Origin of the sequence: Luminiphilus sp. nBUS_16, from assembly GCF_051201645.1 — a bacterium.
Lineage (GTDB): Bacteria > Pseudomonadota > Gammaproteobacteria > Pseudomonadales > Halieaceae > Luminiphilus.
Window position 1 is genome coordinate 1,924,935 of sequence record NZ_CP179205.1, and the last position, 25,855, is coordinate 1,950,789.

Annotated in this window: 22 protein-coding genes; 3 read left to right on the forward strand and 19 right to left on the reverse strand. The window is 53.1% G+C overall.

Features of this window, described 5'->3' with window-relative positions; all coding sequences use genetic code 11:
* Position 1 precedes the first annotated feature (1 nt).
* From kdsB to ACMAY6_RS08590, 6 genes are read right to left on the reverse strand one after another with little or no spacing between them, the layout of a single operon-like run.
* Complete coding sequence (gene kdsB / locus ACMAY6_RS08565; RefSeq protein ID WP_435215977.1) at positions 2 to 751, reverse strand: 3-deoxy-manno-octulosonate cytidylyltransferase; 750 nt, start codon at positions 749 to 751, stop codon at positions 2 to 4.
* On the reverse strand, positions 736 to 1,749 hold the full coding sequence (gene lpxK / locus ACMAY6_RS08570; RefSeq protein ID WP_435210995.1) for a tetraacyldisaccharide 4'-kinase: 1,014 nt from the start codon (positions 1,747 to 1,749) through the stop codon (positions 736 to 738). Before lpxK ends, kdsB begins: the two co-directional genes overlap by 16 nt.
* On the reverse strand, positions 1,746 to 3,569 hold the full coding sequence (gene msbA, locus ACMAY6_RS08575) for a lipid A export permease/ATP-binding protein MsbA (RefSeq protein WP_435210997.1): 1,824 nt from the start codon (positions 3,567 to 3,569) through the stop codon (positions 1,746 to 1,748). The genes lpxK and msbA overlap by 4 nt, the downstream gene beginning before the upstream one ends.
* A complete protein-coding gene (locus tag ACMAY6_RS08580; RefSeq protein WP_435210999.1) occupies positions 3,562 to 3,984 on the reverse strand; it encodes an ExbD/TolR family protein in 423 nt (140 codons plus the stop codon). The genes msbA and ACMAY6_RS08580 overlap by 8 nt, the downstream gene beginning before the upstream one ends.
* Complete coding sequence (locus ACMAY6_RS08585) at positions 3,981 to 4,604, reverse strand: MotA/TolQ/ExbB proton channel family protein (protein WP_435211000.1); 624 nt, start codon at positions 4,602 to 4,604, stop codon at positions 3,981 to 3,983. Before ACMAY6_RS08585 ends, ACMAY6_RS08580 begins: the two co-directional genes overlap by 4 nt.
* Positions 4,605 to 4,660: 56 nt before the next feature.
* Positions 4,661 to 6,841 carry a ComEC/Rec2 family competence protein gene (locus ACMAY6_RS08590; protein ID WP_435211002.1) on the reverse strand — a complete coding sequence of 727 codons (2,181 nt, stop codon included), beginning with the start codon at positions 6,839 to 6,841 and terminating at the stop codon, positions 4,661 to 4,663.
* Between the two features lie 142 nt (positions 6,842 to 6,983).
* Between ACMAY6_RS08590 and ACMAY6_RS08595 the strand changes: the two genes are divergently transcribed.
* A complete protein-coding gene (locus tag ACMAY6_RS08595; RefSeq protein WP_435211004.1) occupies positions 6,984 to 7,511 on the forward strand; it encodes a DUF2062 domain-containing protein in 528 nt (175 codons plus the stop codon).
* Positions 7,512 to 7,521: 10 nt separating this feature from the next.
* On the opposite strand, the gene ACMAY6_RS08600 is transcribed toward ACMAY6_RS08595, so the two are convergent.
* From ACMAY6_RS08600 to ACMAY6_RS08655, 12 genes are all read right to left on the reverse strand, one after another.
* Positions 7,522 to 8,739 carry an FtsX-like permease family protein gene (locus ACMAY6_RS08600; protein ID WP_435211006.1) on the reverse strand — a complete coding sequence of 406 codons (1,218 nt, stop codon included), beginning with the start codon at positions 8,737 to 8,739 and terminating at the stop codon, positions 7,522 to 7,524.
* Entirely contained in the window at positions 8,726 to 9,418 is a 693-nt protein-coding gene (locus tag ACMAY6_RS08605) for an ABC transporter ATP-binding protein (protein ID WP_435211007.1), read from the reverse strand. Before ACMAY6_RS08605 ends, ACMAY6_RS08600 begins: the two co-directional genes overlap by 14 nt.
* A complete protein-coding gene (locus ACMAY6_RS08610; RefSeq protein ID WP_435211009.1) occupies positions 9,411 to 10,670 on the reverse strand; it encodes a lipoprotein-releasing ABC transporter permease subunit in 1,260 nt (419 codons plus the stop codon). Before ACMAY6_RS08610 ends, ACMAY6_RS08605 begins: the two co-directional genes overlap by 8 nt.
* A 19-nt stretch (positions 10,671 to 10,689) precedes the next feature.
* Positions 10,690 to 10,914: a (Na+)-NQR maturation NqrM gene (nqrM, locus tag ACMAY6_RS08615; RefSeq protein ID WP_435211010.1), complete on the reverse strand. Its 225-nt coding sequence runs from the start codon at positions 10,912 to 10,914 to the stop codon at positions 10,690 to 10,692.
* Between the two features lie 31 nt (positions 10,915 to 10,945).
* Positions 10,946 to 12,007 (reverse strand): FAD:protein FMN transferase, encoded by a 1,062-nt coding sequence (locus ACMAY6_RS08620; protein WP_435211011.1) that lies wholly within the window; start codon positions 12,005 to 12,007, stop codon positions 10,946 to 10,948.
* Positions 11,988 to 13,211: an NADH:ubiquinone reductase (Na(+)-transporting) subunit F gene (gene nqrF, locus ACMAY6_RS08625; protein WP_435211013.1), complete on the reverse strand. Its 1,224-nt coding sequence runs from the start codon at positions 13,209 to 13,211 to the stop codon at positions 11,988 to 11,990. The genes ACMAY6_RS08620 and nqrF overlap by 20 nt, the downstream gene beginning before the upstream one ends.
* A gap of 32 nt (positions 13,212 to 13,243) precedes the next feature.
* On the reverse strand, positions 13,244 to 13,852 hold the full coding sequence (gene nqrE / locus ACMAY6_RS08630) for an NADH:ubiquinone reductase (Na(+)-transporting) subunit E (RefSeq protein ID WP_435211015.1): 609 nt from the start codon (positions 13,850 to 13,852) through the stop codon (positions 13,244 to 13,246).
* Positions 13,852 to 14,514: an NADH:ubiquinone reductase (Na(+)-transporting) subunit D gene (locus tag ACMAY6_RS08635; protein ID WP_435211017.1), complete on the reverse strand. Its 663-nt coding sequence runs from the start codon at positions 14,512 to 14,514 to the stop codon at positions 13,852 to 13,854. Before ACMAY6_RS08635 ends, nqrE begins: the two co-directional genes overlap by 1 nt.
* Entirely contained in the window at positions 14,514 to 15,290 is a 777-nt protein-coding gene (locus ACMAY6_RS08640) for a Na(+)-translocating NADH-quinone reductase subunit C (protein ID WP_435211019.1), read from the reverse strand. The genes ACMAY6_RS08635 and ACMAY6_RS08640 overlap by 1 nt, the downstream gene beginning before the upstream one ends.
* Positions 15,280 to 16,482 carry an NADH:ubiquinone reductase (Na(+)-transporting) subunit B gene (locus ACMAY6_RS08645; RefSeq protein ID WP_435211020.1) on the reverse strand — a complete coding sequence of 401 codons (1,203 nt, stop codon included), beginning with the start codon at positions 16,480 to 16,482 and terminating at the stop codon, positions 15,280 to 15,282. Before ACMAY6_RS08645 ends, ACMAY6_RS08640 begins: the two co-directional genes overlap by 11 nt.
* A gap of 3 nt (positions 16,483 to 16,485) precedes the next feature.
* Complete coding sequence (locus ACMAY6_RS08650; RefSeq protein ID WP_435211022.1) at positions 16,486 to 17,832, reverse strand: Na(+)-translocating NADH-quinone reductase subunit A; 1,347 nt, start codon at positions 17,830 to 17,832, stop codon at positions 16,486 to 16,488.
* A 238-nt stretch (positions 17,833 to 18,070) separates the two neighbouring features.
* A complete protein-coding gene (locus tag ACMAY6_RS08655) occupies positions 18,071 to 19,555 on the reverse strand; it encodes a glyceraldehyde-3-phosphate dehydrogenase (protein WP_435211023.1) in 1,485 nt (494 codons plus the stop codon).
* 154 nt (positions 19,556 to 19,709) lie between these two features.
* Here ACMAY6_RS08655 and mfd point away from each other — a divergent pair, with 154 nt between their 5' ends.
* Together mfd and ACMAY6_RS08665 are read left to right on the forward strand one after the other, a co-directional pair.
* A complete protein-coding gene (gene mfd, locus ACMAY6_RS08660) occupies positions 19,710 to 23,162 on the forward strand; it encodes a transcription-repair coupling factor (protein ID WP_435211025.1) in 3,453 nt (1,150 codons plus the stop codon).
* Positions 23,159 to 24,610: a hypothetical protein gene (locus tag ACMAY6_RS08665; protein ID WP_435211027.1), complete on the forward strand. Its 1,452-nt coding sequence runs from the start codon at positions 23,159 to 23,161 to the stop codon at positions 24,608 to 24,610. Before mfd ends, ACMAY6_RS08665 begins: the two co-directional genes overlap by 4 nt.
* Here the strand turns inward: ACMAY6_RS08665 and ACMAY6_RS08670 are convergent.
* The gene (locus ACMAY6_RS08670; protein ID WP_435211028.1) at positions 24,607 to 25,734 is read right to left on the reverse strand and encodes a mechanosensitive ion channel family protein; all 1,128 of its coding nucleotides are present in this window, start codon (positions 25,732 to 25,734) and stop codon (positions 24,607 to 24,609) included. The two genes, ACMAY6_RS08665 and ACMAY6_RS08670, sit on opposite strands and share 4 nt — an antisense overlap.
* Between the last annotated feature and the right edge of the window lie 121 nt (positions 25,735 to 25,855).

Sequence of the window (25,855 nt, forward strand, 5' to 3'; positions counted from 1 at the left end):
CTCAACCTACCAGGAGCCTTCGAGCACGCTCAAGATCTGCCGGGGTATCGACACCGGCAGGGACTGACTCAACCGCATCAACAATTCTAATGCGGTGCCCCCGGTCCAAAGCCCGCAGTTGCTCAAGCGACTCTAGAACCTCAGTTGCCGATGGTGGCCACGTGGTGAAAGCCCGCAAAAATCCACAACGATACGCGTACAACCCAATATGCCGCCGCGCTGTTGCCATGAAAGCCTGTAATGACTCGTCACTAGGATCGCGCTGAAAGGGAATCGCTGCGCGTGAAAAATACAGCGCGTTGCCAGATGCAGAGGCAACGACTTTGACGACAGAGGGGTCACCGATTTGTTCCGCGCTCGTCAGCGGCTCAGACAAGGTTGCGATGCTCGCCTCAGGGTGTTGAATCAGCTCTTTAGCCACCTGCTGAATGTTTGCAACCGGCATGAGTGGCTCATCGCCCTGAACGTTCACAACAACACTGCCCTCATCCCACCCGCGCTGCTGCACAACCTCTGCAAGCCGGTCTGTACCGGAGAGGTGCTCGCTGGCTGTCATGGCAACATCAGCGCCTGAAGCCGACATCACATCAGCAATACGAGCATCGTCGGTCGCAACAACAACAGCCTGAGCGCCTGCTGCACAGGCTTGTCGCCAAACCCACCACACCATAGGCTTTCCCCCAATCTCTAATAGGGGTTTGCCTGGCAATCGCGTGGAGCCAAAACGCGCTGGAATTACGATGTTGAACAGGGGGCCATCTCCGCTTGCTTAAACTGTGTGCCAAGACGATGCAACAACGCTTCAGGAAGCTCTGCAGAAATCACCAGCACCCAAATACGATCGTCGGTTGTGCCTGTGAGTTTAACGGCATCTTTTTCAGTCACAACAATAATATCTGCCTGAATCGCTGCAAGATCTTGTTCAGTCAGGGCATAGTGGTCAGGAAGCGTATGAGGACGCACAGTCAGGTTCAGAGAATTCAGCACAGAAAAAAATTGATCGGGTTGACCGAGGCCGGTCACAGCAGCCACACGCTGACCTTGCCATTGCTCTGCGATTCCCTCTATTGCTAACGGCGCCGCTGAACACAAATGTTTAAAATGCTCTAGACGGTAATGGAAGCCCGTATCCTTGCTTCGACCATTGCGCATGAGGATCCAATCCACACTATCTAGCCGCTCTGAGGGCTCCCGCAAGGGCCCCATAGGGAGCAAACGCCCATTACCTAGGCCTCGCGACTCGTCGAGCACTACAATTTCGAAGTCTCTGGGCAACTTAAGGTGTTGCAGGCCATCGTCAGAAAGAATCAGGGTGGGCGCATGCGTCTCAAGTAATCGTTGTGCAGCGGCATATCGATCCTGTCCAACCACCACCGGAATATTACCGCGTTGTGCCAGCAACAAAGGCTCGTCACCCACTACAGCTGCAGATGATGTCGGCTGCACCTCGCAGGGGCCTTTACCGACAATCCCACCATAACCACGACTGACGATACCCACTCGGTGCCCTTGGTGCTCAAAGGCCTTGGCAAGTGCAAGCAAAACCGGCGTCTTCCCTGTGCCCCCAACAGTAATGCCCCCCACCACTACTACGGGAACCGGTAAGGGGGCGGGCGTGATCCTATAGCGGCGCCAGCGGACCACCCAGCCGGTTATCAAGCTAAGGGGCCACAAAAGCCAAAGCCAAAGAGCGCCCTCGTACCATGCGCGTGTAACTACGGACTCAATGCGCTGGCGCAAAGCAGTCACGACTGAGAAATTTCTTGCTTATGAAGACGCGCGTACAGGGGACTGTCATTAAGCAGCTGCTGATGTGGACCAGTTGCGACAATGCAGCCTTGGTCCAGCACTATGACTCTGTCGGCGTTTTCAATTGTCGACAAACGGTGGGCAATCACCAGCGTTGCCCGGTCTTTGCAAAACTCTGCCAAAGCATCCTGAATATAGGTCTCAGACTCAGTGTCCAGCGCCGAGGTCGCTTCATCAAGCACTAAAATTGGTGCGTCCTTGAGTAGCGCTCTAGCGATAGCCAATCGTTGCTTTTGCCCTCCAGACAACCCTGAACCGCCATCACCTAACGTGGTATCGAGGCCTTGTGGTAGGGCTTCAATAAACTCAATGGCATGGGCCTGCTGAGCCGCCGCTAGAACAGATTCATAGGACGCGTCTGCCATTTGACCAAAGGCGATGTTGTTAGCAATGGTATCGCTGAACAAGCTGATATTTTGAGAGACAACGCCAAATTGGCTTCGGTAGTCGGCCAACGCGTATTCCTCAATCACGAGGTCGTCAAGGCGGATTTCACCGTGATCGGGTGCGTAAAAACGGAGTAAGAGTTGAACTAGCGTGGACTTCCCGCTGCCAGAACGTCCGACAAGCGCGACCGTCTCACCCGGTTTCAGCTGCAGTGAAATATTTTCCAAAGCATATTCGTTGGCCTCTGGATAACGGAAACTCACCCGCTCCATCACAATTTCACCTTTTGCGCGAGCCAACGGTGTTGTGCCACGATCAGGCTCAGGCGAGATATCAATTTGAGCGAACACATCTTCCGCTGCGGCAAGCCCTCGCTGAATAATGCTCTGCACCCCACTGAGGGTTCGTATCGGTTTCCCCATTTGAGCGGCTGCGGTGATAAATGCCACCAGGGAGCCCGCAGAAAATCCCGCAAGAATCGTTGGATCTAATGCAAACCAAAACAATGCGCCCAAAGCCAACGCTAACAACGTTTGTATGACTGGGGTCGAAACCGCCTGAACAAAGGCCAATTTCAAACTTTGGTTTCGATTAAATAGGCTCGCGTTCGTAAATTTGGCCACTTGCTGTCGCGTCGCGGCGAAGACACGAAGAGCCTCGAAAGCCCCCAGTGATTCGCTACTCACCTGCGTGACAGCACCCATCGAATCCTGAATACGGCGGCTGTACCGTCGAAAATGACGCCCTACGACCACCACAACGAGGCCAATTGCAGGGGCGACCACGAAAAATATAAGGGTCAAACGCCAGTTGAGATAAAGCATGTAGGTGACAAGGGCCATAACTGTAAGGCCCTCGCGTAAAATCGCTTTCAACGCATCACTTGCGGCTCCCGAGACCTGTTCGACGTTGAAGGTAATCTTGCTGAGCAAATTACCGCTGGTGTTGGCGTCGTAATAGCGCCTCGGCGCCGCCATCATCACCTCAAATAACTCAACCCGAAGCGTATGGACAACACTACGAGCCACCACGTTCATGTAGTAGTTGCCGACAAAGAATCCCAGCGCTCTGCCCAGTGACAGTACAACCGCGGCGACAGGCACTGCCACCCGCGCGTAATCTAGTGGATCTTTATCCCCGGGCGGCCAAAACCAATGTGCAGCGGCTGAAACCAAGCCCAACTCAACTTGGCTGCTCTGTCCTAATGAGTCCAACAGAAACTGGGTGAGATCTGCCAGTAGGACACTACCCAGCGAGTACACTAAAAATCCAGCCACACTAAAAGCAAACGCCGCTGAATATGGGACGACATAAGACAACAGGCGCCGATAAAGCCCCCAGTCGCTTCCCTGATATTTTGTCGGATCAGCCATTGCTACCACTTGGCGTTTGCGCTGCAATAGTTAATTGCCGAAAACCCAGTGCATTCGCTGCGTCAAGAGCAGTAACAACAAAGCGATGTGCCGCCTCACCATCCGCCGCAATAGTGATCGGAATGTCACGATCTTCCCCCGCCTCATCACGCAACGCACGACGTAGGTCAATGGGCTGGTTAGACACCGGTGTTCCATTCAAAGTAAATGACCCATCAGCAGCAATCATAAGTTCCAGTTTAGTGGCGCGCTTAGGCGCGGGCTCACCCTCAGCTTCAGGTAAATTAATAGCCAGCTGCGTCGCCTTGGTGAAGCTAGTCGATACCATAAAGAAAATTAGCAGCAAAAAAACGACGTCGATCAGAGGCGTCAAATTAATTGACAACTCATCTGTGCGTTTGCGACGAAATTTCAAAGGTCGTATTCCGTTTTCTTACCCGTGTGCAACGCATCGACGAGCTTGATTGAAACTTGTTCCAGACCCACCACAATGGTGTCGATTTTTCCGGTAAAAAAACGGTGCATTACCAGCGCCGGAATTGCCACAACTAACCCCGCAGCTGTAGTGATTAAAGCCTCTGAAATACCTCCCGCCAAAGCGTTGGCATTACCTGTCCCCTGAACGGTTATCTCGGTGAAAACGCGTATCATGCCGACCACGGTGCCCAACAAGCCAAGCAGTGGCGCTACGGCCGCCACAGTGCCCAATGTATTCAAATAACGCTCAAGGTCATGGACCACATGTCCCGCCGCCTCTTGAATGCTTTCCTTCATGACGTCGCGGCCCTGGCTGCGGTTAACGAGCCCTGCAGCCAAAATTGCGCCCAGTGGTGACCCCTGTCGCAATGCCTTAAGCCGTTGCGCATCAAGTTCTCCGGCTTTGAGTTGCTTCCATACGTTTGCTAATAAATGGGGAGGCGCTATCCGATCAGGGTTCAGTGCCACAGAGCGCTCGATACAAATGCCCAAGGCAATAACTGAACATAAAACGATGACAGGCATAACCCAGCCACCTGCGGCAAGTAACTCAAACACTATAACGCCCTCCGGTCTTCCTGCAGTATACCTGTGGCAAGGCCGCTTAGCGCCACTCAGCGGAGGTTTAGCCAATAGGGAATATTGCCATCTCGCAAGCCACCAACGGTCAGTGAATGCGGCGTGGATGTCACCATAACGCCCCCATCTATCGCCGTATTCAAAATCCTCACACCCCGTGCCTCCAAACGCTGCAGCACGCTGGCACGAGGGTGGGAAAATCGATTGGCGCGGCCAGCACTCACAACAGCCACATTAGGGTCGACCCATTTTAGAAAAGATGCCGCAGTCGAAGTATGACTGCCGTGATGTGCAAGAACCAAGATATCGGCCCGTAGTGTGGTTCGCCAATAGCGAATCAGCTCCCGTTCACGGGCAGCACTGATATCGCCGGCAAGTAAGACTGTCACTTGATCAGTCATAACCCGCAAAACACAAGATCCGTCGTTATTGTCACCCGGGCCGTTGAGAACCGTCACCGTAATATCCGACATTTGATAGAGCACCTCACCCACACGACACGGTATGCCCGCGTGCCCTATTGCCCGTTGAGCATCAAATTGTTCCGCAAGCTCCCCTAGCCCCCCGGCATGGTCTCGGTCTGAGTGGCTGATCACCCGCATAGCGACATCCTTGACTCCCATGCGGTTCAAATAAGGAATGAGCGCCTTTTGCGCCTGACTTACCCCTATAGGCGGCGCATCACCGGTGTCGTAAATTAATGTCTTACCCGCAGCACTTAAAACAACCGATAAACCCTGCCCCACATCAAGCACCGCCAGTTTTACCGTGTGCTCCTTGGCTGCAAATAAACTCACACCGGAAATTGGATTGAACATTGCGGTATCGGGAATGACGTGCTCAAGTACTCGTGAACCACCCAACGACGCGGCTCCCACTTCAACTGCCAGCCGCCACGGTAGGTTATCAACGCTTCCCCACAATAGAACGCAAGCAGTGCCCAGAAGTGCCAAAGGAACCAGTAATGTTGCGATAACAGGAACTAGAATCACATTTGCAGCAACAGCCGCCAAAGTCATTTGGCCAAACCAGAAAAGTGTTACCGGCGCCATTAGAAGCACCAGCACTGTCTGCGTGAGAAAAACCCTATAGAACCATCCACCAAAATTATTAGTTGCCTTGAAGTTTTGCTGGGTAACAAGCCACATCAAAATGCCTGTAGCCACCATGCTCAACCAAAAACTGCGGCCTAAAATAGAGAAGTAATTCGTCATTAAAATAATTAAAGCAGCCGCCACAAAAATGTGCCGCATCGAAGTTCTTCTTGCTGTAAGCCTAAGTATGCCAACCAAAAACAGCATGATTAGCGCACGCTGAGTGGGCAAACTAAAACCCGCTAGACCCGCATAAAAGCACGCCACAGCCAAAGCAGGAACAATGGCCCAATCTCGCCTCACCAGCTTATGAGGCGCGGTGACAAACAACAGTCGACGGCTGAGAGACCAGACCACCATAAACACAAGACTGAGATGCAAGCCACTGACCACAAATGCGTGGGTAATGCCAAGAAAACGGAAACGCTCCCAATCTGAATCCGCGATGCCGCGTCCAGTCCCCAAGACCAGCGCCTCTAGCACTCCAATGACTCTGGGTGGTCCTTCAAGACTTTCGAAAGCATTGGCTATTTGTTGACGGGCATGACTCAGGTATCCGCTGGATGTTCTCGCTACTATTACCTGAGAGGCGGTCAAGCGCCCGTGAAGCCCCTGCGCTAATGAACGTGCCTGATCGGGAACGGAGCCAAGATTCCATTGAGAACTGTTGGGCGTTAATCGCCCCCTAACCGTGAGCTCAGCGCCCAGCGGAATGAACTGTTCGCCATTGACACCATAAACCATGAGGCTACTCGGGGAACCACAGCCCTCAGCGGTGTTTAATGTGCTCGACAACCTAAAACTTTGAACGACCTCACCAGACACCGACTTATATTTGAGTGGCAGCGAACTCACCGTCCCAGTAGCGCCAACTTCCCTTCGGTAACAGCTGGGATCGATTAAGTTGTCATTCCAGTACCAGCCCCAGTAACACGCGATGCCCCCTGCGATCGCGATGTAAACCCCCGCCTTGCGATGTCCCGCAATGAAACCTACATACCCCAAAAATGGAAAACATAGCGCAGCCCAATAAATGGGCAGTAACAATGACGAAATCAATACAACCAACATGGGGAGCGCATAATTGCGGCATATCCCCAAAGTACCGGTGTGGTGACTCACGAAAAAAGTCGTCATACTTAATGCGGGTCTGATGGCATAAAGCAGTGAAACATTTGCCAACACTTGACCCCACAGCGGTGATGGTCTGGGATGAAAATTAGCCGGGTCAGCAGATTCCTATATCTCTTAAAGTTTTGTATCCATGGCACGAAAGCTTTTTCAGCGGTTTGTACCTTCTCAGCAGCAACTCAGGGATATGCCTGGGTTACATCTGCTGGGAGACTGGATTTACGAACCTAACCTTTGGCACATCAATCGCAGCTCCACCGCGAGGGCATTCGCCATAGGACTGTTCTGCGCCATGATGCCCGTACCAGGGCAAATCTTTGCTGCCGCTTATGCCGCAGTGAGGCTTGGGGCGAATCTACCACTGAGCATCAGTCTCATCTTCGTCACCAATCCCCTGACGATGCCCGTTATTTACTACGCCGCCTATGAACTTGGCGCCTTCTTGTTGGACACTCCCGTCAAAATTATTGAGTTTGAAATTACTTGGCGCTGGCTAACCGAGCGTTTAGGGGGCATTTGGCAGCCTTTTTTACTGGGCTGCTCTGTGATTGGCTCGATTGCGGCATTGTCCAGCTACGTCATGATCAATGTCTTATGGCGGTGGCGTGTTGGGCACGCGTGGCGCCAACGTGCCTCTGGGCGAAGCACACACGCCTCCTAAAAGTACCGGTTCATTGGTTTGCGAGTGCCTGAGCGATAGGTATTGCCATTGCACGCCTAGCAGGAATCACTGCCGCGACAAGGCAGAGCAGCACCGAGGTAGACCACAACCAAATGGCATCGCCCATTCTCAAATCAATGGGTAAAAAGTTCAGTGGATAGACGTCAGTGTTCAATAACCTGCCGCCTAGCAACCACTCTAAGCCTGAGGCGGCTAGAGGAATGAGCTGCGCCAAACCTACACCCAACAGCAAACCTACAGAAGCACCCAAAACACCTATCCAGAGCCCCTGGAATAAAAAAATCCACAATATATCTTGCCGGCTAGCCCCCATGGCCTGAAGCATAGCAATAAACCCACGGCGGTCTGTGACCACCAATACAAGAGACGAGACCACATTAAAAGCCGCGACCGCAATGATCGAAAGCAGTAATAACGTCACTAGATCTCGGGACAACCTTATCGCAGCGTACAAATTACCGTGCCGTAGCGTCCAATCAGTCACGTAAAACGTGGGTGACAACGCTGTGGCAAAGTCCCAGCGCACCCTGGGCGCGTCAAAAAGTTGCCGCAACTGCAGGGCCAACCCCGTTGCTGTGACACTGTCTCCCAACATTGTTGCGGTGTATTCAAAGTCGGCCAGCATCAAGGCCTCATCGAGTTCTGTTCCAGACTCTACAAGTGCCGCTACCCGCAACACGCTAGTCACCGGCAGAGCCCCTGGCTTCATGGTGTCGCCGGGGACTATAACGCTCAGCTTATCGCCCACCTTAACCTGTAATCGTAGGGCCAGACCGGCGCCCAAAACCACTTCTCCAGGCTCGATGCTTACCCCAGACGGTTTGGACCATACTTCCCAGCGCCGCCAAACCGAGGGCGTCACCCCCAACATTTTTGCTGCAGTGACCCTAACACCTCGCACGGCAAGTACATCACGCTCATAAAAGAGGCCCACCTCCCTCACCGCTGCTGCTCGCTCGGCATCGGCCTGAAGTTCAATCCATGTTTCTAAATCGGCAAACCCATGGATACTGACGTGGGGAACGACTCCTAATATACGTTCGCGCATCTCCCGCTCAAAACCATTCATCACGGCCAGAACCGCCAGTAATATGGCAACGGCAAGGGTCAAACCGACAACTGAAAGCCTCGAGAGGAATCCTGAGAGTCCCCTGCCTCGATCAAGGACCTGACGCAGGGCAAAATTAAGTCGCTCAGACCAGGGCACGCGGCAATTCCGCCAACTGACCCGTTTCTAAAAGAAGCTGACGGTCCATTTTTGCCGCGATCTTTGGATCGTGGGTCACCACAATAAATGCTGTCCCCCCCCAATCGATAGACTCGATCAGATTCAGAACAAGCTCTGCAGACTCCGGATCTAGATTACCCGTTGGTTCGTCCATTAATACACAGCTCGGCTTATTCGCGAGCGCTCGCGCGATTGCGACACGCTGTCGCTCACCACCACTAAGGGCAGCAGGTTTATGGTTCATTCGGTCGCTTAAACCAACCGTATCGAGCAGCATCGCCGCACGCTCTTGGGCAACGTCCTTCGCCTTGCCGCCTATGCGCATTGGCATGGCAACACCCTCCAAAGCGGTGAACTCAGGTAATAAATGGTGAAATTGAAAAACAAAACCTAGTTGGGCATTGCGCCATTGACTGCGATCCCGCTCTCCCATGCGGCTCATAGACTTATTGGATATCCGCACCTCACCCGCCGTCGGAACATCCAATCCGCCCAGCAGGTTCAGCAGGGTTGATTTCCCAGAGCCAGACCGGCCGACAATAGCAACGCGCTCACCCTGAGCAAGGGCCAACTCAACGCCCTGCAACACTTTTACCGAGCGGGAACCGTCTTGATAGGTTTTGTCTAAACCAGAGCAGCTAAGTACGGTATCAGCCATTGTTGAGCACCTCGACCGGTGAAATTCGTGAAGCACGCCAGGCAGGATAAACCGTTGCCAACACACTGAGAATCAGTGCTAGGCAAGTCGTAATCGCAACGTCGCCCCACTGCAATTCCGACGGTAATCGTCCGATATAGTAAACCGAGGGGTCAAAGAGCTGGACGCCCATCAACTGCTCGAGCAGGGTGGCAATTTCAGAAATCCACAAGGCTAGGAACACCCCCAAACCGGCCCCTACTGCAATACCGACCGCCCCGATCAGTAACCCGTGCCCAAGAAATAAAGCCATGACTCCCGAAGAGGTAAATCCCATAACACGGAGTACTGCGATGTCGCGAGCTTTCTCGGTAACGGACATTGTGAGAGTCGAGATAATATTGAAGGCCGCCACAGCGATGACCGCCAACAGGAGAACGCCGACCATAATTTTTTCCATCTTCACGGCAGCAAACAAACTGCCTTGTGACTCTCGCCAATCTGCAATGGTCAAATGAGGCGCTGTGCCTTGTCCCGGCATGTCCCGCAATTTTTCCCGCAGCACGGGTATTGCTTCAGCTACCCTATCGGGGCTGCCCAGATCGAGCTGCAAGCCGTCTATACCGCCCCTAGAAAAAAGGCGCTTGGCAGTTTCCAAACTGACATAAGACTGAAGGGCATCGATACTAGACCCCACCTCAAATTCAGCCACGACAAGCAGTTTGCGAACCCGAGGAAATACGCCTAACGGCGTGACCGACAGTGTGGGCAACACCACTTCGACGACGTCACCCGTCATCACCCCCAGCTGACCTGCCAAACTCCGGCCTAGAGCAATCGTGAAGGGTCTGCTTTGCAACTCCTTTAAATTCCCCGAAACAATCCGTTCGTGGAGGTTATTGACGCCCCTCTGTGCCTGCACATCGATACCTCTGACCTGACTACCGAGCCGTCGGGACGAGGACTGAATCAGTGCGACATCATCGATGAAAGGGGCAACGTGCTTAACAAGGGGGACGCTTTGTAATTCGATGGCTAGAGACTGCCACTGAGTCAGAGCACCCTCGGAGGACACGATAACTGCATGAGGCACCAGTGACAGAACTCGATCTCGTAATTCCGCCGCAAAGCCATTCATGACTGATAGAACGGTAATAAGACTGGCAACGCCCAGAACCATTCCCAGCATAGATGCCCGCGATACCAGCCTGGCAAAGCTCTGCCGCTTAGCCGTGAAGGTATAGCGGATCATCATGTCGCGGGTGAAAGACACCTCAGCCTAGCTGTCGAGGTTAGTCTCGAGGGTCATGAGTTTGCACTCCAGCACTGCTGCTGGTTTGGCGTGTCTCTGTTTCACACACCTGTGGGTCCCCGCCGCAAAGATCGCATTTGCTGTCGATCCCTAAACGCCCTATGCCACCACAAGTCCCACTAATGGGAGCTCTTCCAGCAATGACACCTACCGCCATCGCAGTCATGATTGCTGCGAAGGCTAAAAAGGTAACCACAAAAGTCACAAACGTACCCCTCTGTCTTTAAGACAACACTCTATCCCGATGCGGCGTTAGACGCCAGAAAGGGTGCGAACTTAGTGCTCCAAACAGCTTTAAGGCTGTCTACTTCACGATGGACAAGATATACCGCAAGCCCCAAACGCTCGGAGAGCTCCAATGCTTTTTCAGTACCCAGCACACAAAGCGCCGTGGCCCACGCATCAGCGAGAGCGGTAGACGGGTGAATGACCGTCACGGACACCAAATCATGTTGTACCGGGTAGCCGGTGCGAGGATCAATAATATGGGAATAGCGCTGACCTTCGTGTTCAAAATAATTCCGATAGTCCCCTGATGTGGCAACGCCCACGTTCGAAACATTGACGGCTGTTTGAAAGTTACCCCGCCCTTGCTCTGGACGCTCAACGGCAATTCGCCAAGCATCACCCCGAGGGCTGTGCCCTCTAAGCTGCAGCTCTCCCCCAACCTCGAGCATAAAGTTTTTGATGCCCAACTCATCGAGCGCATCGGCCGCCAGGTCGACTCCATAACCTTTGGCTATCGACGAAAACTCCAAGGACACACCTTTCACCCGTTTACTCAAACTCCGAATATTGGGGCGCCAATCAAGCCGATTCAGCCCGACCGCCTCACGAGTGATTGCAATCGCAGCCTCCGTGGGGATGTTGGTAGGCCCCCCGGGACCAAAGCCCCAAAGCTCCACTAGAGGAGCCACTGTTACATCATAGGCGCCCTCTGTAAGCCGGGTGATTTTTTCGGCCTCAGATAACACGTAGGTAAAATCCCAATCGACCTCCATGGCCTCCTCTGGGGGCAGCGCATTAAATTCACTAATAAGGGAAAGCGGGTCATAGGTGTTCATGCTGATGTCGACCACATCAAAAGCTGCCAGCACCTCAGCTTCCACCACCTGTGAAGCAGGCGCAGACTCATCGGGCAAATAAACGAGGGACCAGCCTGTCCCATAGATGCTTCCCTGCAACTCAACAACTTTGGAAGTTTCACCACAGCCCATGAGCCCCAAAAGCAAAACGACCAGCACAATGGCTGGTCGCAGAACTACCGGTCTAGGGGCTTTAGCCACCAAAGTCGTCAAGGAAAATATTATCCCGCTCCACGCCTAAATCGACCAACATTTTGATGACCGCAGCATTCATCATTGGCGGCCCGCACATGTAGTATTCACAGTCCTCAGGTGCCGGGTGGTCTTTAAGGTACTGCTCAAAAAGCACGTTGTGTATAAAGCCCGTCAAACCTTCCCAATTATCCTCGGGCTGAGGATCAGACAACGCAGTGTGCCAGGTGAAGTTTTCGTTCTCAGCCTGCAATCCATCGTAGTCCTCGACGTAAAACATTTCTTTCAGCGAACGAGCACCATACCAAAAGGAAATTTTTCGCTTCGAGTTCAGTCGCTTCAACTGGTCAAACAAGTGCGAACGCATCGGAGCCATGCCGGCGCCGCCACCTATGAACACCATCTCAGCATCGGTTTCTTTGGCAAAGAACTCACCAAAGGGCCCATAAACGGTGATTTTATCCCCGGGTTTCAGGTCAAACACCCAGCTCGACATGATGCCGGGGGCAATGCCCTCACTGCCCGGAGGCGGCGTCGCGATCCTGATGTTGAACTTCACAATCCCCTTTTCTTCCGGGTAATTGGCCATCGAGTAAGCGCGGATTGTTGTGTCGTCGCTCGCAGAACCGTACTTGAAGAATCCGAAGCGCTCCCAATCCCCACGGTACTCCTCGCCAATGTCGAAATTATCAAAATTGACGCTGTGAGGCGGACACTCTAACTGCACGTAGCCACCCGCTCTAAAGTCAACGCTCTCCCCCTCAGGTAGGCGGAGGACCAACTCTTTAATGAAAGTCGCGACGTTATCGTTTGACTCGACGGTACACTCCCACTGCTTAACCCCAAATACCTCTTCGGGAATTTGGATGCGCATGTCCTGCTTAACGGGGGTCTGACAGGACAACCTCCAGCCATCGTGAGCTTGGCGACGGGTAAAATGAGACTCTTCCGTGGGCAGCATGGAGCCGCCGCCATCGCTTACCTGACACTTGCACTGCGCACATGTGCCACCGCCACCACAGGCGCTGGCGAGGAATAAATTGGCATCTGCCAAAGTTTGCAGAAGTTTGCCACCAGCAGGCACTTCAATGGTCCTTTCACCATTGATTTCAATGCTGACATTCCCGGAGCTTACCAACCTTGAACGCGCGGCCAAGATGACCATAACCAATGCCAGCACGATGGCTGTAAACATCCCGACGCCATATACAATCGTTATATCCATTACTGTTTAGTTCCTCGCCTTTGTCAGCATCATCAGATGTCGATGCCACCAAAGGACATAAAGCCCAAAGACATCAATCCCACTGTGATAAAGGTTATTCCCAGTCCCTGCAACCCGTCAGGAACGTCACTGTACTTTAGCTTTTCCCGAATACCCGCGAGAGCGACAATCGCCAAAGCCCAACCTACCCCCGCGCCCGCACCAAATACGGCACTCTCGCCGAAGGTGTAATCACGCTCCACCATCAGTAGAGAGGCACCCAAAATAGCGCAGTTAACCGTAATCAGCGGCAAGAAGACGCCCAGAGCGGCATAAAGCGCAGGCACATAGCGGTCCAGGAACATTTCCAATATCTGCACAAGTGCAGCGATGACCCCGATGTAACTCAGGAGCCCTAAAAAGCTTAGGTCTACATCAGGCAGTCCAGCCCAAGCCAACGCCCCATCTGCGAGCAAATATTGATAAATGAGATTATTTACCGGAACGGTAATCGTGAGAACAACGACAACCGCAACCCCCAGACCAAAGGCGGCCTGAATTTTTTTGGATACCGCAAGGAATGTGCACATTCCCAAAAAGAATGACAGCGCCATATTTTCAATGAATACAGCACGTACAAACAAGCTCAAATAATGTTCCATTACGCGCCCTCCTCAATGGCGGGTGTGTGCTTCGCGATGCGGAACTCAGGCTCTTCAACCTGGTCTTTTTGCAGACTACGAATCGCCCAGATCAACAGCCCAATCAGAAAGAATGCACTGGGCGGCAATAATAAAAGCCCGTTCGGCGCGTACCAGCCGCCCTCGGTCACCAGGGGCAAAACCTCCATACCAAACAACTTGCCAGACCCTAAAAGCTCTCGCACGAAGGCAACGGCCATCAAGATGAACGAGTAACCCAGCCCGTTACCAAAGCCATCGAGAAAACTCGGTACCGGCGGGTTTTTCATGGCAAAGGCTTCGGCACGCCCCATCACAATGCAATTGGTGATGATCAAACCAACGAACACCGACAGTTGCTTAGACGTGTCGTAGGCATATGCCTTGAGTATTTGGTCTACCACAATTACCAGGGAGGCAATCACCGTCATTTGAACAATGATGCGAATGCTCGATGGAATGTAGTGCCGGATCGCAGAGATAAAAAAGCTGGAGAAAGCCGTCACTAGGGTCAAGGCAACGGCCATGACCAAGCTGACCTGCATTGATGAGGTGACCGCTAATGCTGAACAGATGCCTAAAATTTGCAACGCAATCGGGTTATCGCGAAAAACCGGTCGAAACAGTGTGTCTTTAACGTCCATTAGGCATCTCCCTCACGTAAATTCTGGAGATACGACTCAAAGCCTCTATCACCCAGCCAGTACTGCACTAAATTACTGACCCCACGACTTGTAAGTGTGGCACCTGAAAGTCCATCGACTTCCCAATCTGCATCGGCGGCCTGCGGATCTACCGTGCCTTTTTTCACCGATATAGCAACGGCGCCCTGACGGTAAACCTGCTTGCCTTTCCAGAGGTTTTTCCAACGAGGATTGTCTACCTCACCACCGAGTCCCGGCGTTTCACCGTGCTCGTAAAAACCTAAGCCAGCAACGGTATTGCCGTCTGATTCCAGCGCAATAAAGCCGTACAGCGTGGACCATAATCCGTAGCCGTGTATGGGAAGGATAATTTTATCAAGCCCCCCTTTGTCATCGTTGACCAAATACACCAGGGCGTACTTCGATTGACGGACAATATTAGCGATGTCTGCAGACGTCTCTAACGGTATAGAGGTTGCGGGATCTTTAGCAGCAGCTCTCTGGTCGAAAGTCGTCGCGTCGATGCCGCTGACGTAATCCCCGGACTCAATGTCTATAACCCTCGAGTCGACCCGTTGGAACTGCTCCTCAACCGTTAGTTCAGGGTCGTAAAGACCCGCAGCCATTAGAATATTGCGTTTGAGGTCGCGTGTTTTGTTGACCTCCTGAGCGGGTTTGAACACAACCGCCGCCGTGGAGACAACAACTGAGCACACAATGCACAGGGCGAGTGCTACCGTAATGATGCGCCCCAAGCTTTCCTTGTTACTGGACACGAGCGAGCCTCCTTTTGATGTTGGCCTGCACCGCAAAATGATCAAACAACGGCGCAAACAAGTTGGCAAACAAAATCGCCAGCATCATCCCCTCGGGAAATGCAGGATTGATGACTCGGATCAGTACACACATAACACCGATGAGCGCACCGTAGGCCCATCGGCCACGGTTGGTCATCGCAGCCGATACGGGATCGGTCGCCATAAAAAAAGCACCGAAAGCAAAGCTGCCCACTACCATATGCCAGTACCAAGGCATCGCGAATGCGGGATTGGATTCAGAGCCCACCAGGTTAAGTAAGGTAGAGAATGCAATCATGCCCGCGAAGCACCCTGCAACAACACGCCACGACGCAATGCGTGTCAGCAGCAGCACTGCACCGCCTATCATGATCATCAGCGTGGACGTCTCACCGATGGAGCCAGGAATCGATCCTAAGAAAGCATCCATCCAAGTGATCGAATCGGTTAAACCTGGCATTCCTTCAGCCGCGACAACGCCCAGTGGGGTCGCACCGCTGTAGCCGTCGACAGCAGTCCACACCGCATCGCCAGACAATTGTGCGGGGTATGCAAAGTATAAAAACGCTCGACCAGTCAACGCCGGGTTTAAGAAATTCTTGCCGGTTCCACCAAATACTTCTTTTCCAATGACAACGCCAAAACTGATACCTAAAGCGGCTTGCCACAAGGGCAGATCAGGAGGAAGTGTCAGTGCGAAGAGCACAGAGGTCACGAAAAAGCCCTCGTTGACCTCATGCCCGCGCTTCATAGCAAACAGCACTTCCCAAAATCCACCCACGACAAACGTCACGAGATAAAGTGGTAGGAAATGCAGTGCACCGAACAGAAAACAATCCCAGAGATTTGTTGAATCATAGCCACCCAGAACGCCGATCACCGAACCCCGCCAGCCTTCTAGAGCCTCGATACCAACCCCAGACATCGCACCCGTCGCCTGGTAGCCCAAATTCCACATACCAAAGAACATCGCGGGGAAAGTCGCAAACCAAACCGTAATCATGATGCGCTTGAGGTCAACACCATCGCGCACGTGGGCTGTGGAGCGCGTTACATGGTTGGGCGAATAGAAAATCGTGTCTACCGCTTCATAGAGGGCATACCATTTTTCGTAGCGTCCCCCCGGCTTAAACTGGGGCTCGAGATTGTCAAGAGTGCTGCGCAATCCCATAGGTTATCCCTCCTTCTCTATGCGCGTCAGGTTATCGCGCAATATCGGTCCATACTCGTATTTGCCGGGGCACACATAGGTGCACAGCGCCAGATCTTCTTCGTCGAGCTCAAGACAACCCAATGCCTGCGCGGTTTCGGTATCACCAACCAACAAAGCTCTGAGTAGCTGGGTCGGTAAAATATCGAGGGGCATAACGCGCTCATAATTGCCCACCGGCACCATCGCGCGCTCAGACCCGTTGGTGTTGGTCGTCATAGCACTGGGTTTCATACCAAACCAACTCGACAAATAAATACCCATGACAGAGTGCCTTTCGGACCCTGGAGATAGCCACCCCATGAAGTCCCGATCACGACCCTCTGAAAGGGCCGTCACCTGGTTATGATAACGACCTAGGTAAGCGCTATCGGACTGGACAGTGCGACCGCCCAGCACCGAACCTGAGACAACCCGCACTTCACCGGTTGCCAACTCCCCTGCCGTTAGTGCCTGTAAATCTGCACCTAGCCGGGTTCGTATGAGACGAGGGCGCTCAACCTCAGGGCCGGCTAGTGCCACTACCCTGTCGGTGTAAAGCTCGCCCTGCAAAAACAGGTAACCCACCGCTATGACGTCTTGGTACCCAACTGTCCAGGCTATTTTCCCAAGAGAAGCACCCATCAAAAAATGGATATGCGTGCCAGCTAAGCCAGCTGGGTGCGGCCCCGAAAACTCTGTATGTTCTATTCCGGCGTGGTTGCCCTTAGCAATACCACTATCCGGTGCCGTACACAGGTGAGTTGGGCAGCCAGCCATCTCAGCGAGAAGATCCTGTCCCAGGACAAACGCCTCAGCATGCTCGGCGATGATCAAAGCAGGATCGGGCGCCAGTGGGTGAGTATCGATCGCTGTTATAAAAAGGCCAGCAGGGGCGCTTTCTGGATCTGCCACTTTCCCGTAGGGTCGTGCGCGCAGCGCGGTCCACTGCCCGCTGGAAATGAGTTGGCTGCGGATAGCTTCGCCGGTAAGCGCTCTGGCTTCTTCGGGACTGTGCGCGCCAAAGCCTAAAGGCTCTAAAGTGTCATCGATTTCAATAACCAGCGACTGAAAAACCCGACGTGCCCCTCGATTCAGTGCCACAACCTGTCCGGAAGCCGGAGCTGTAAAATTTATGCCCAGCGTCTTTTTATCGCTGAAGAGGATCTGGCCCTTGCGCACCGTATCCCCCTCGGACACGGACATCGTGGGTTTCATACCCTCGTAATCTGCACCGACAAGCGCTACGTTTCTTACGTTTGAGGAAGAATCAATGTTGGAATCTGCTGCGCCAGCGAGTGGTATATCTATGCCGCGTCGAATTTTGATCATGTGCGCTTCCGCTTGTGTCTACTCGTCTGCACCCGGGACTCGGGGCACGCTCTGGAGGAGTCGTCACATAGCGCCTAGCGGCGCGGACCGAGTCGTTGAGCCTCCCCCGAGTCAACTTCCCGTGTCGGGCGCTTTGCACGCCCGAACGTCTTTACAACCTCGCCCGCCTATTAAATGCCATGGCGCTTTTGCTCGGCGTCGCAATTGTACCGGACCCCCTCGCAAACTCCAAGACAACTCAGAGCGTGCCTGAATCACCCTTTGGATAGGTGAGGTAGCTGATACCCGCCATTTTTTCAAGAATCCGGTACACCTGACAGCTGTAGCCGTATTCGTTGTCGTACCAGAGGTAACAGACGACGTGTGCACCGTTAACAATAGTCGCCTGAGCATCAAATACACAGGCCGCCCTTGAACCCACAAAATCTGAGGACACAACTTCGGGCGACGCTGAAAAATTGATTTGCTTGCGCATGGTTGAGTGCAGCGCAATGTTGCGCATAAATTCGTTCAACTCCTCAACGGTCGTCTCTTTTTTCAGAGTTAAGTTAAGAATGGCCATTGAAACGTTGGGCGTTGGCACGCGGATAGCGTTGCCGGTGAGCTTGCCCTGCATTTGCGGCAAGACTTTGGCAACGGCCTTGGCTGCACCGGTCTCTGTAATCACCATATTCAACGGTGCAGAGCGACCTCGGCGGTCAGCCTTGTGGTAATTGTCAATCAGGTTTTGATCATTGGTGTAAGCGTGAACCGTCTCAACGTGACCGCTGACGATGCCGAATTCGTCATCAAGCGCTTTCAACGGAGGCGCTATCGCATTTGTTGTGCATGAAGCGGCAGAAATGAGGCGATCAGTAGAAGAGATCTCGCCATCGTTAATACCCGCCACAATATTTTTCAGCTGCCCCTTACCCGGAGCAGTCAAAATGACCTTCGAGACCCCTTTACCCTCTAAGTGTCGAGACAACGCCTCATCGTCCCGCCACACGCCAGTGTTGTCGATAACGATGCAGTCGTTAATACCATGGGCGGTGTAATCGACATCCTCGGGGCGATCGGCATAGATCACTTTGATTTCATTACCGTTGGCGACAAAGGATTGGCGGTCTTCGTCTACTCTTATCGTGCCCTGAAAAGCACCGTGAACCGAATCCCTACGCAACAAACTCGCCCGCTTCACCAAATCATTTTCGGCACCGCCACGACGCACAACGACGGCACGCAGGCGCAAGCTGTCCCCGCCGTCTGTCTTATTGATCAAAATCCTTGCCATCAGGCGGCCAATTCGGCCAAAGCCATAAAGCACAACATCTACGGGCTTATCGACGGGGCGCTGCGTGGACTGAACCAAAAAACCCAGCTGTTGCGCAATATATTCCTCAAGGGTCATGCCCTCGCCTTGCGCTTTGTCATAAAACTCGACCGCAAGCCGTCCAACGTCGATATGACTAGGCCCCAGTTGCATCGTGCCCATGGCCTCCAGCACCGGCGCTGTTTCAAACTCAGACAGTTCGTTGTGCTCAACTTGGCGGACGTAGCGGTGGCTCTTCATAATATCCAGCACCGATTGGTTCACCAGTGAGCGGCCATAGATGTAGCACTTGACGTTCTGCTCTCGGGCCAGCGCTCCTACCTGCGGAATCATAGCCTCAGCCAATGCCTCCCGCTCCTTCCAGTCGGAAAAATAATTATCGGGGCGCTCGCGTTTGCGCTGGTCAGTCACGGGAAACTCCTGAAATTCGATATTGAGGGGAGGTAATGGGTTATTATCCGATCAACCTAGGCCGGCCCGCAAGTAAAATGCGGCCTGCAGGCCTGAGGAATAACGTCAAATAGGCACGATTTTTACGTCGATCACCCCTCTCTACGGACAATGCATGTTTTCCACACTCGTAGCTCCTACCCCGTGGCCAGAAAAATTGGGGTCTCGCTCAGCCTTGGGGCCCTGCCCCGGTACGGCGACCGCTATGGCCGTCGCAGAACTCGCGACTCAGCAAAAACTTTTGGTTGTTGTTGTACCCAGCTCTGCCAGCGCAGCCGCACTCGAGCGCGAGCTGCCACTATTTAGTGCTGCCGCGCTAAATATCCTGACGCTTCCTGATTGGGAAACACTGCCCTACGACAACTTTTCGCCCCATCAGGATATCGTTTCAGAGCGTCTCAGTACCTTTCACCTGCTTCAAGACATCGCAGAGGGCGTCTTAATCGTCCCCATTACCACGCTCATGCAGCGAACGCCCCCGGTCCACTACGTTGCCGGTAGCAGCCTAGTGCTTGATGTCGGCCAGGCTCTCGACAGCAAAACACTCGTTCACAACCTCACCCTCAACGGTTACCGCGCCGTGGATACTGTTTATGAGCACGGTGAGTACGCCGTGCGCGGCTCGCTGCTAGACATTTTTCCCATGGGTAGCCAGGTGCCTTACCGCATCGACCTGTTCGACGCTGAAATTGAGAGTTTGCGAACCTTCGATCCCGAGACTCAACGCACTATCACTAAAGTTGATTCAATACGGCTACTGCCTGCCAGAGAATTCCCCCTCACTGAGGAAGGTATTCGTCGTTTCAAATTAAACTGGTATCGAAAGTTCGATGGCGACCCGGAAGCCTGCCCACTGTTTAATGAAATTTGTGCGGGACGCGTTCCGGGAGGCGCCGAGTATTTTCTGCCGCTCTTTTTTGATAGCTGTGGGACGGTCTTTGATTACCTTCCCGACCATGCTGCCTTTATAACGATCGGTGACCATTATCAAGCCGCGAGTCAATTTTGGTCAGAAATTACCTCTAGGCATTCCGAATACGGTGTTGATGTCAGACGACCACTACTGCCCCCCTCTGAAGTTTTTATCCCAACGGAAAGCCTTTACGAGGACCTAGGTCGACACGCCGTGTTGGAGCTGCGTACTGAACACGATGCGCCGGTGCACCAAAAAACCGGGTTGCTAAGCCCACCCGATCTCCACGAATTGTCCCAAGGCGCAACAGCGCTAGAGCGACTTGCCACATTTATCGAGGCACATGACGGTCCCGTCCTTCTTTGCGCGGAATCTCCCGGGCGACGAGAAGTACTGCTTGAGGGATTGAACGAACTAGGACTGCACCCAGCGCCGGCTAGCGAATGGCCTGATTTTATTGCCCAAGCTATTCCCCTTGGTATTACCGTTGCGCCGGTTGATCGTGGTTTTTATCAGGGTCCCAAAAAACCCACCCTAATCGTTGAGAATCAAATTTTTGGCGCCCGAGTCGCGCAGCGAAGGCGGCGCCAATCCGTCGAAGAAACCAATGCTGATGCGATCGTCAGAGACCTCACTGAATTGCGCCCGGGGGTGCCGGTTGTCCACTTACAACACGGTGTCGGCCGATATATGGGGCTGCAATCCCTAGAGATTGACGGTGCGCCAGCAGAGTTCCTGCTGCTGCAATACGCCGATGCCGACAAACTCTATGTACCTGTAGGGTCCCTGCATTTAATTGCCAGATACACCGGCGCCGACCCCGATACAGCACCACTGCACAGGCTTGGTAGCGAGCAATGGGAGAAGGCGCGGCGAAGAGCCCGTGAAAAAGCCAACGATGTCGCAGCGCAGCTCCTTGAAGTCTATGCCCGACGCGAAGCCCGACAGGGATTTCAGTTCGAGCTCGATGAAACTGCGTGGCAACGTTTTTCAGAAGAGTTTCCGTTTGAAGAAACCCCCGATCAAAGCGCGGCCATTGAGGCCGTTCGTGCTGACATGTGCGCCACCAAAGTTATGGACCGATTAGTCTGTGGCGATGTGGGATTCGGCAAGACCGAAGTGGCAATGCGAGCCGCTTTCATCGCTGTACAAAACGGAAAACAAGTGGCCATATTGGTGCCCACTACCCTGCTCGCTCAGCAGCATTACAACAGTTTTCGTGACCGCTTCGCTGACTGGCCAGTGACCGTGGAGGTCGTCTCTCGATTCCAGTCTAATAGCGATATTGCAAGCGTTCAAAAGCGAGTGGCATCAGGAGAAGTCGACTTGCTGATTGGCACTCACAAACTGCTGCAAAGCACCTTCGCCTTTGAGGATCTGGGATTATTGGTCATCGATGAGGAACACCGCTTCGGGGTGAAACAGAAAGATGCCATCAAAGCGCTACGGGCCCAAGTCGACATTTTAACCATGACGGCAACGCCTATTCCCAGAACCCTCAACATGGCTTTAGGGGGTCTGCGGGACCTGTCTATTATCGCGACCCCTCCCGCGCGACGTTTATCAATTAAGACGTTTGTCCGGGAACACTCTATCTCTTTGGTCAAGGAAGCCATTCTGCGAGAGACCCTTAGGGGTGGTCAGGTGTATTACCTGCACAACGAAGTCAAAACTATCGAAGAAACCGCGAGCCGGCTCAGAGAGATGTTACCCAACCTCTCCGTTGGCGTAGGGCATGGCCAATTACGCGAGGCGGCACTTGAAGGTGTCATGTCAGATTTTTATCACTTGCGGCATCACATTTTAGTCTGCAGCACCATTATCGAGACAGGGATTGATATACCCAATGCCAATACAATCATCATCGACCGTGCTGACAAATTTGGGCTAGCGCAACTGCATCAACTTAGAGGCCGGGTTGGACGCTCCCATCATCAGGCCTATGCCTACCTTTTGTGTCCACCGCGCTCAACGATGACCTCAGATGCCGAAAAGCGACTTGAGGCGATTGAGGCCGCTGGTGCACTCGGTGCTGGGTATTTACTGGCTACCCACGATCTAGAGATACGTGGTGCAGGTGAATTACTGGGGGACGAGCAATCGGGGCAAATACACAGCGTCGGTTTTGGACTTTATCTTGATATGCTCAACAACGCGGTGCGCGCCTTGAAACGCGGGGAAATTCCCGACATTGATGGGCCCCTAGACAGTGGTACCGAAGTGAAACTCCATGTCCCTGCACTCATACCCGACGAGTATTTACCTGACATCACCTCGCGACTCGTTCTGTATAAACGCATTGCTGCGTCAGTGACACAGGAAGCATTGCGTGAGATCCAAGTAGAGATGATCGACCGCTTTGGCTTGCTTCCAGACGCCACCAAGAATCTATTCACTCAAGCAGCCATTAGGGTCCGGGCACAACGGCTTGGCATTGCGGAAATTGAAGCGGGTGACGAGGGTGGTAGCATCTCCTTCACCGATCAAACCCAGGTAGAGCCCATGACGCTGGTTAAGCTTGTTCAAGGCGACCCCAAAACCTACGGACTCGCAGGATCAAACAAACTGCGCTTTACTTGTGAGTTGGTTGGCCTGCCTGAGCGTCAGAACTTTGTTGATGCATTACTTGGAAAACTTGACCGGGAGTCATCATGAAAGGTCAGCGAAGCCCTAGATGGCTATTCATCTTATTATTGCTAGCCAGCGCCGCTGCTGCACAGGAGCCGGTGCCAATTGCTGTTAATGTGCCTGACTCTATCGATCCCAATGCAGACTCGGGGTGGCTTCGAATTGAGGTCGCCGTATTAATAGATGACCGCGCTGAAGTGGTTACCTCGGAGGCTTGGCCCCCCTACCCAAGCACCCAATATCCAAATAGCCACCGCCGTTTACAAGACGACCAGCTGCTGCAACAGCTGTCGGCGCAATACCCCCAAGCTCAAATTCTTGCAGAACCCGATGGTAATATCACATTACTGCTTCCTGACCCGCAGCAACTGGTGGCAAAAGCCAAAGCAGACGCCCTCGCACAACAGCGTGAGGCGCTGCTGCAAGCAAGAGAAACATCCGCGGGTCACATCGACCTGCCTAAGAGCACTGACGGCAATACACTGGCGGATCTGGATGATACAGCTGGCGCAACCGATAGCACCGAGAATTCCAAACCGATTGCACTAGAAATGATCGATGCGCCCGATAAAACGGGCAGTGCTGGGGCGGAATGGCTGTCTCCTTTTACCGAAAGTCCTCCCTTGGATGCCAGTGCCGATTCGGTGTCGTCCTCCACAAATATCTCGGGGGCAGTGATTGATGATCTTGCGGAGGAACAAACGCCACCGCCTGCACTACCTGAGAGTTTTAAGGCGCGACCGATAGAATCGTTGTCAGAAGGACTTCGTCAGCTAACCCGCAGTAATCCTGACCGGCTGCAGATGAGCACCTCTTGGTTACAAGCCCCAGAAGTTGCCAACCTTCCTATTATCCTAGATAACTCAGGGGATGACCCAGACTGGCCAAAACTTCAAGGTTTCGTGCAAATTCGAACAGGAGATACGTTAAAGATCGGCGTGAATTTTTGGTGGAATACCGATGCCAGCTACCTGCCAGAGGGGTTTTATATGACCTCACCGCCCATGGCGCCAGTACAACGATTCTGGCGGGATGAGCTGTCGTTATTGCCCCTAGACGGGCCGACGGTTGCCAAGCGGCTAGCGACCTTCAAAGCTATCGAGGCACATATAGGTGCGGGCTTACCTCTCGTTGAATTCGTGGACCCTACAACCGGATTTTTTCGAGAACTGGTTCCAGAAACCGATGACACAAACAGTTTTTCTCCGCCGGCAACCTGGCCTTGGCGACATTTTATTCATGTCGCAGATACCCGGACTGTCTCCGAGGGTTATGTTCGTTACTTTGATCATCCAGTTCTAAAAGTCGTCACAACGTGGCAAGAATTAACTTGGGGGGAGGTCTATCAAATCGGCGCTGCAGATCGCGAGCGCGAGGATATTGAAAAGGCCATACAAGACGCGCAAGACGCCGTTGCTGATCCAACAGCTCCTCCCGTGGGCCAGCTGCCCCCCGACCAACAATCGCTGCGCTAAGTCAGCGACACGCCAGCGCTTTGTGCTTGAAGCTCGGCTTCACTTTGTAACAGTAACGTACGAGTAGGAAAGGCAACCTCCGCGCCGTGATCAGCGATAATCGCTAAAACCCGAAACAACACATCCTGTTTGATGTTGTGAAACGTCGCCCAGTCTGTGGTTTTGGTAAACGCATAGATGAAAAAGTCGAGGGAGGACGGCCCGCAAGTTACAAAATTGACCATCAATGTTCTGTTCAAATCAATCGCTTCATGGGACTCAAGCATAGCTTTAACGGCCGCAACGACCTTCCCCATGGCAGCAACATCTTCATAACGAATGCCAACAGTTTCATAAATTCGGCGATTGTTCATGCGCGATGGATTTTCTACCGCCACGCTGGAAAAGACCGAGTTGGGAATGTAAAGCGGGCGCTGGTCAAAGGTTCGAATTCGAGTCATCCGCCATCCAATATCTTCCACCGTGCCCTCAATCTCTCTGTCAGGAGAGCGAATCCAATCGCCCACTGTGAACGGCCGATCGAGATAAATACTGAGGCCGCCTAAAAAGTTTGCCAACAAATCTCTGGCGGCAAAACCCACGGCGATACCGCCAATGCCGCCAAAGGCGAGCAGTCCTGACACCGACACACCCAGCGACTGAAGAACCATCAAGGCAACGACAATACCCAGACTTATCCGAACCAATCGTAGGGTCGCGCGTATGGTTGCTCGGTCATCGGACTGGCGCTTACCGCGATGCTCACTCAGTAATTCAGCCTCAGCGCCCTTGAGCGCTCGTTGCGCTATCCAAGCTAAGATCAAGATAAGTGCTGTATCGGCGACCTGCCTGGCCAGCGTTCTGAATTGGTCAGTTCCCTCAAATAATCCCAGAGAAAGGTAGACTACGAGTAACCAGATGGCCCATTTACTTGGGCGAATCAATGCATCAGCAAGCACGTTATCCCAGCGCAGATCAGAACGCTGCGCAGAGCGCTGTAACTGTGTAACCAACCGTTCGATTAATACGTGACCGAACAAGCCCAAAGCCAGCAAAGCCGCAACAACCAAAGCCACGACAGGCACATTGAGGTAGTCGGCCAGCGGGGCTAATTCCTTGACAAAAACCTGAATAGAAACGTCCATAACGTGAGGTGGGCATGACCTAAGGAGGATAGATGCTAACTCACCCAAGAGAGCCAACGCTACGCTAAAAATACACCCGCTTGGCCAAGGTGACACCGCAAGATATACTGTATATAATAAC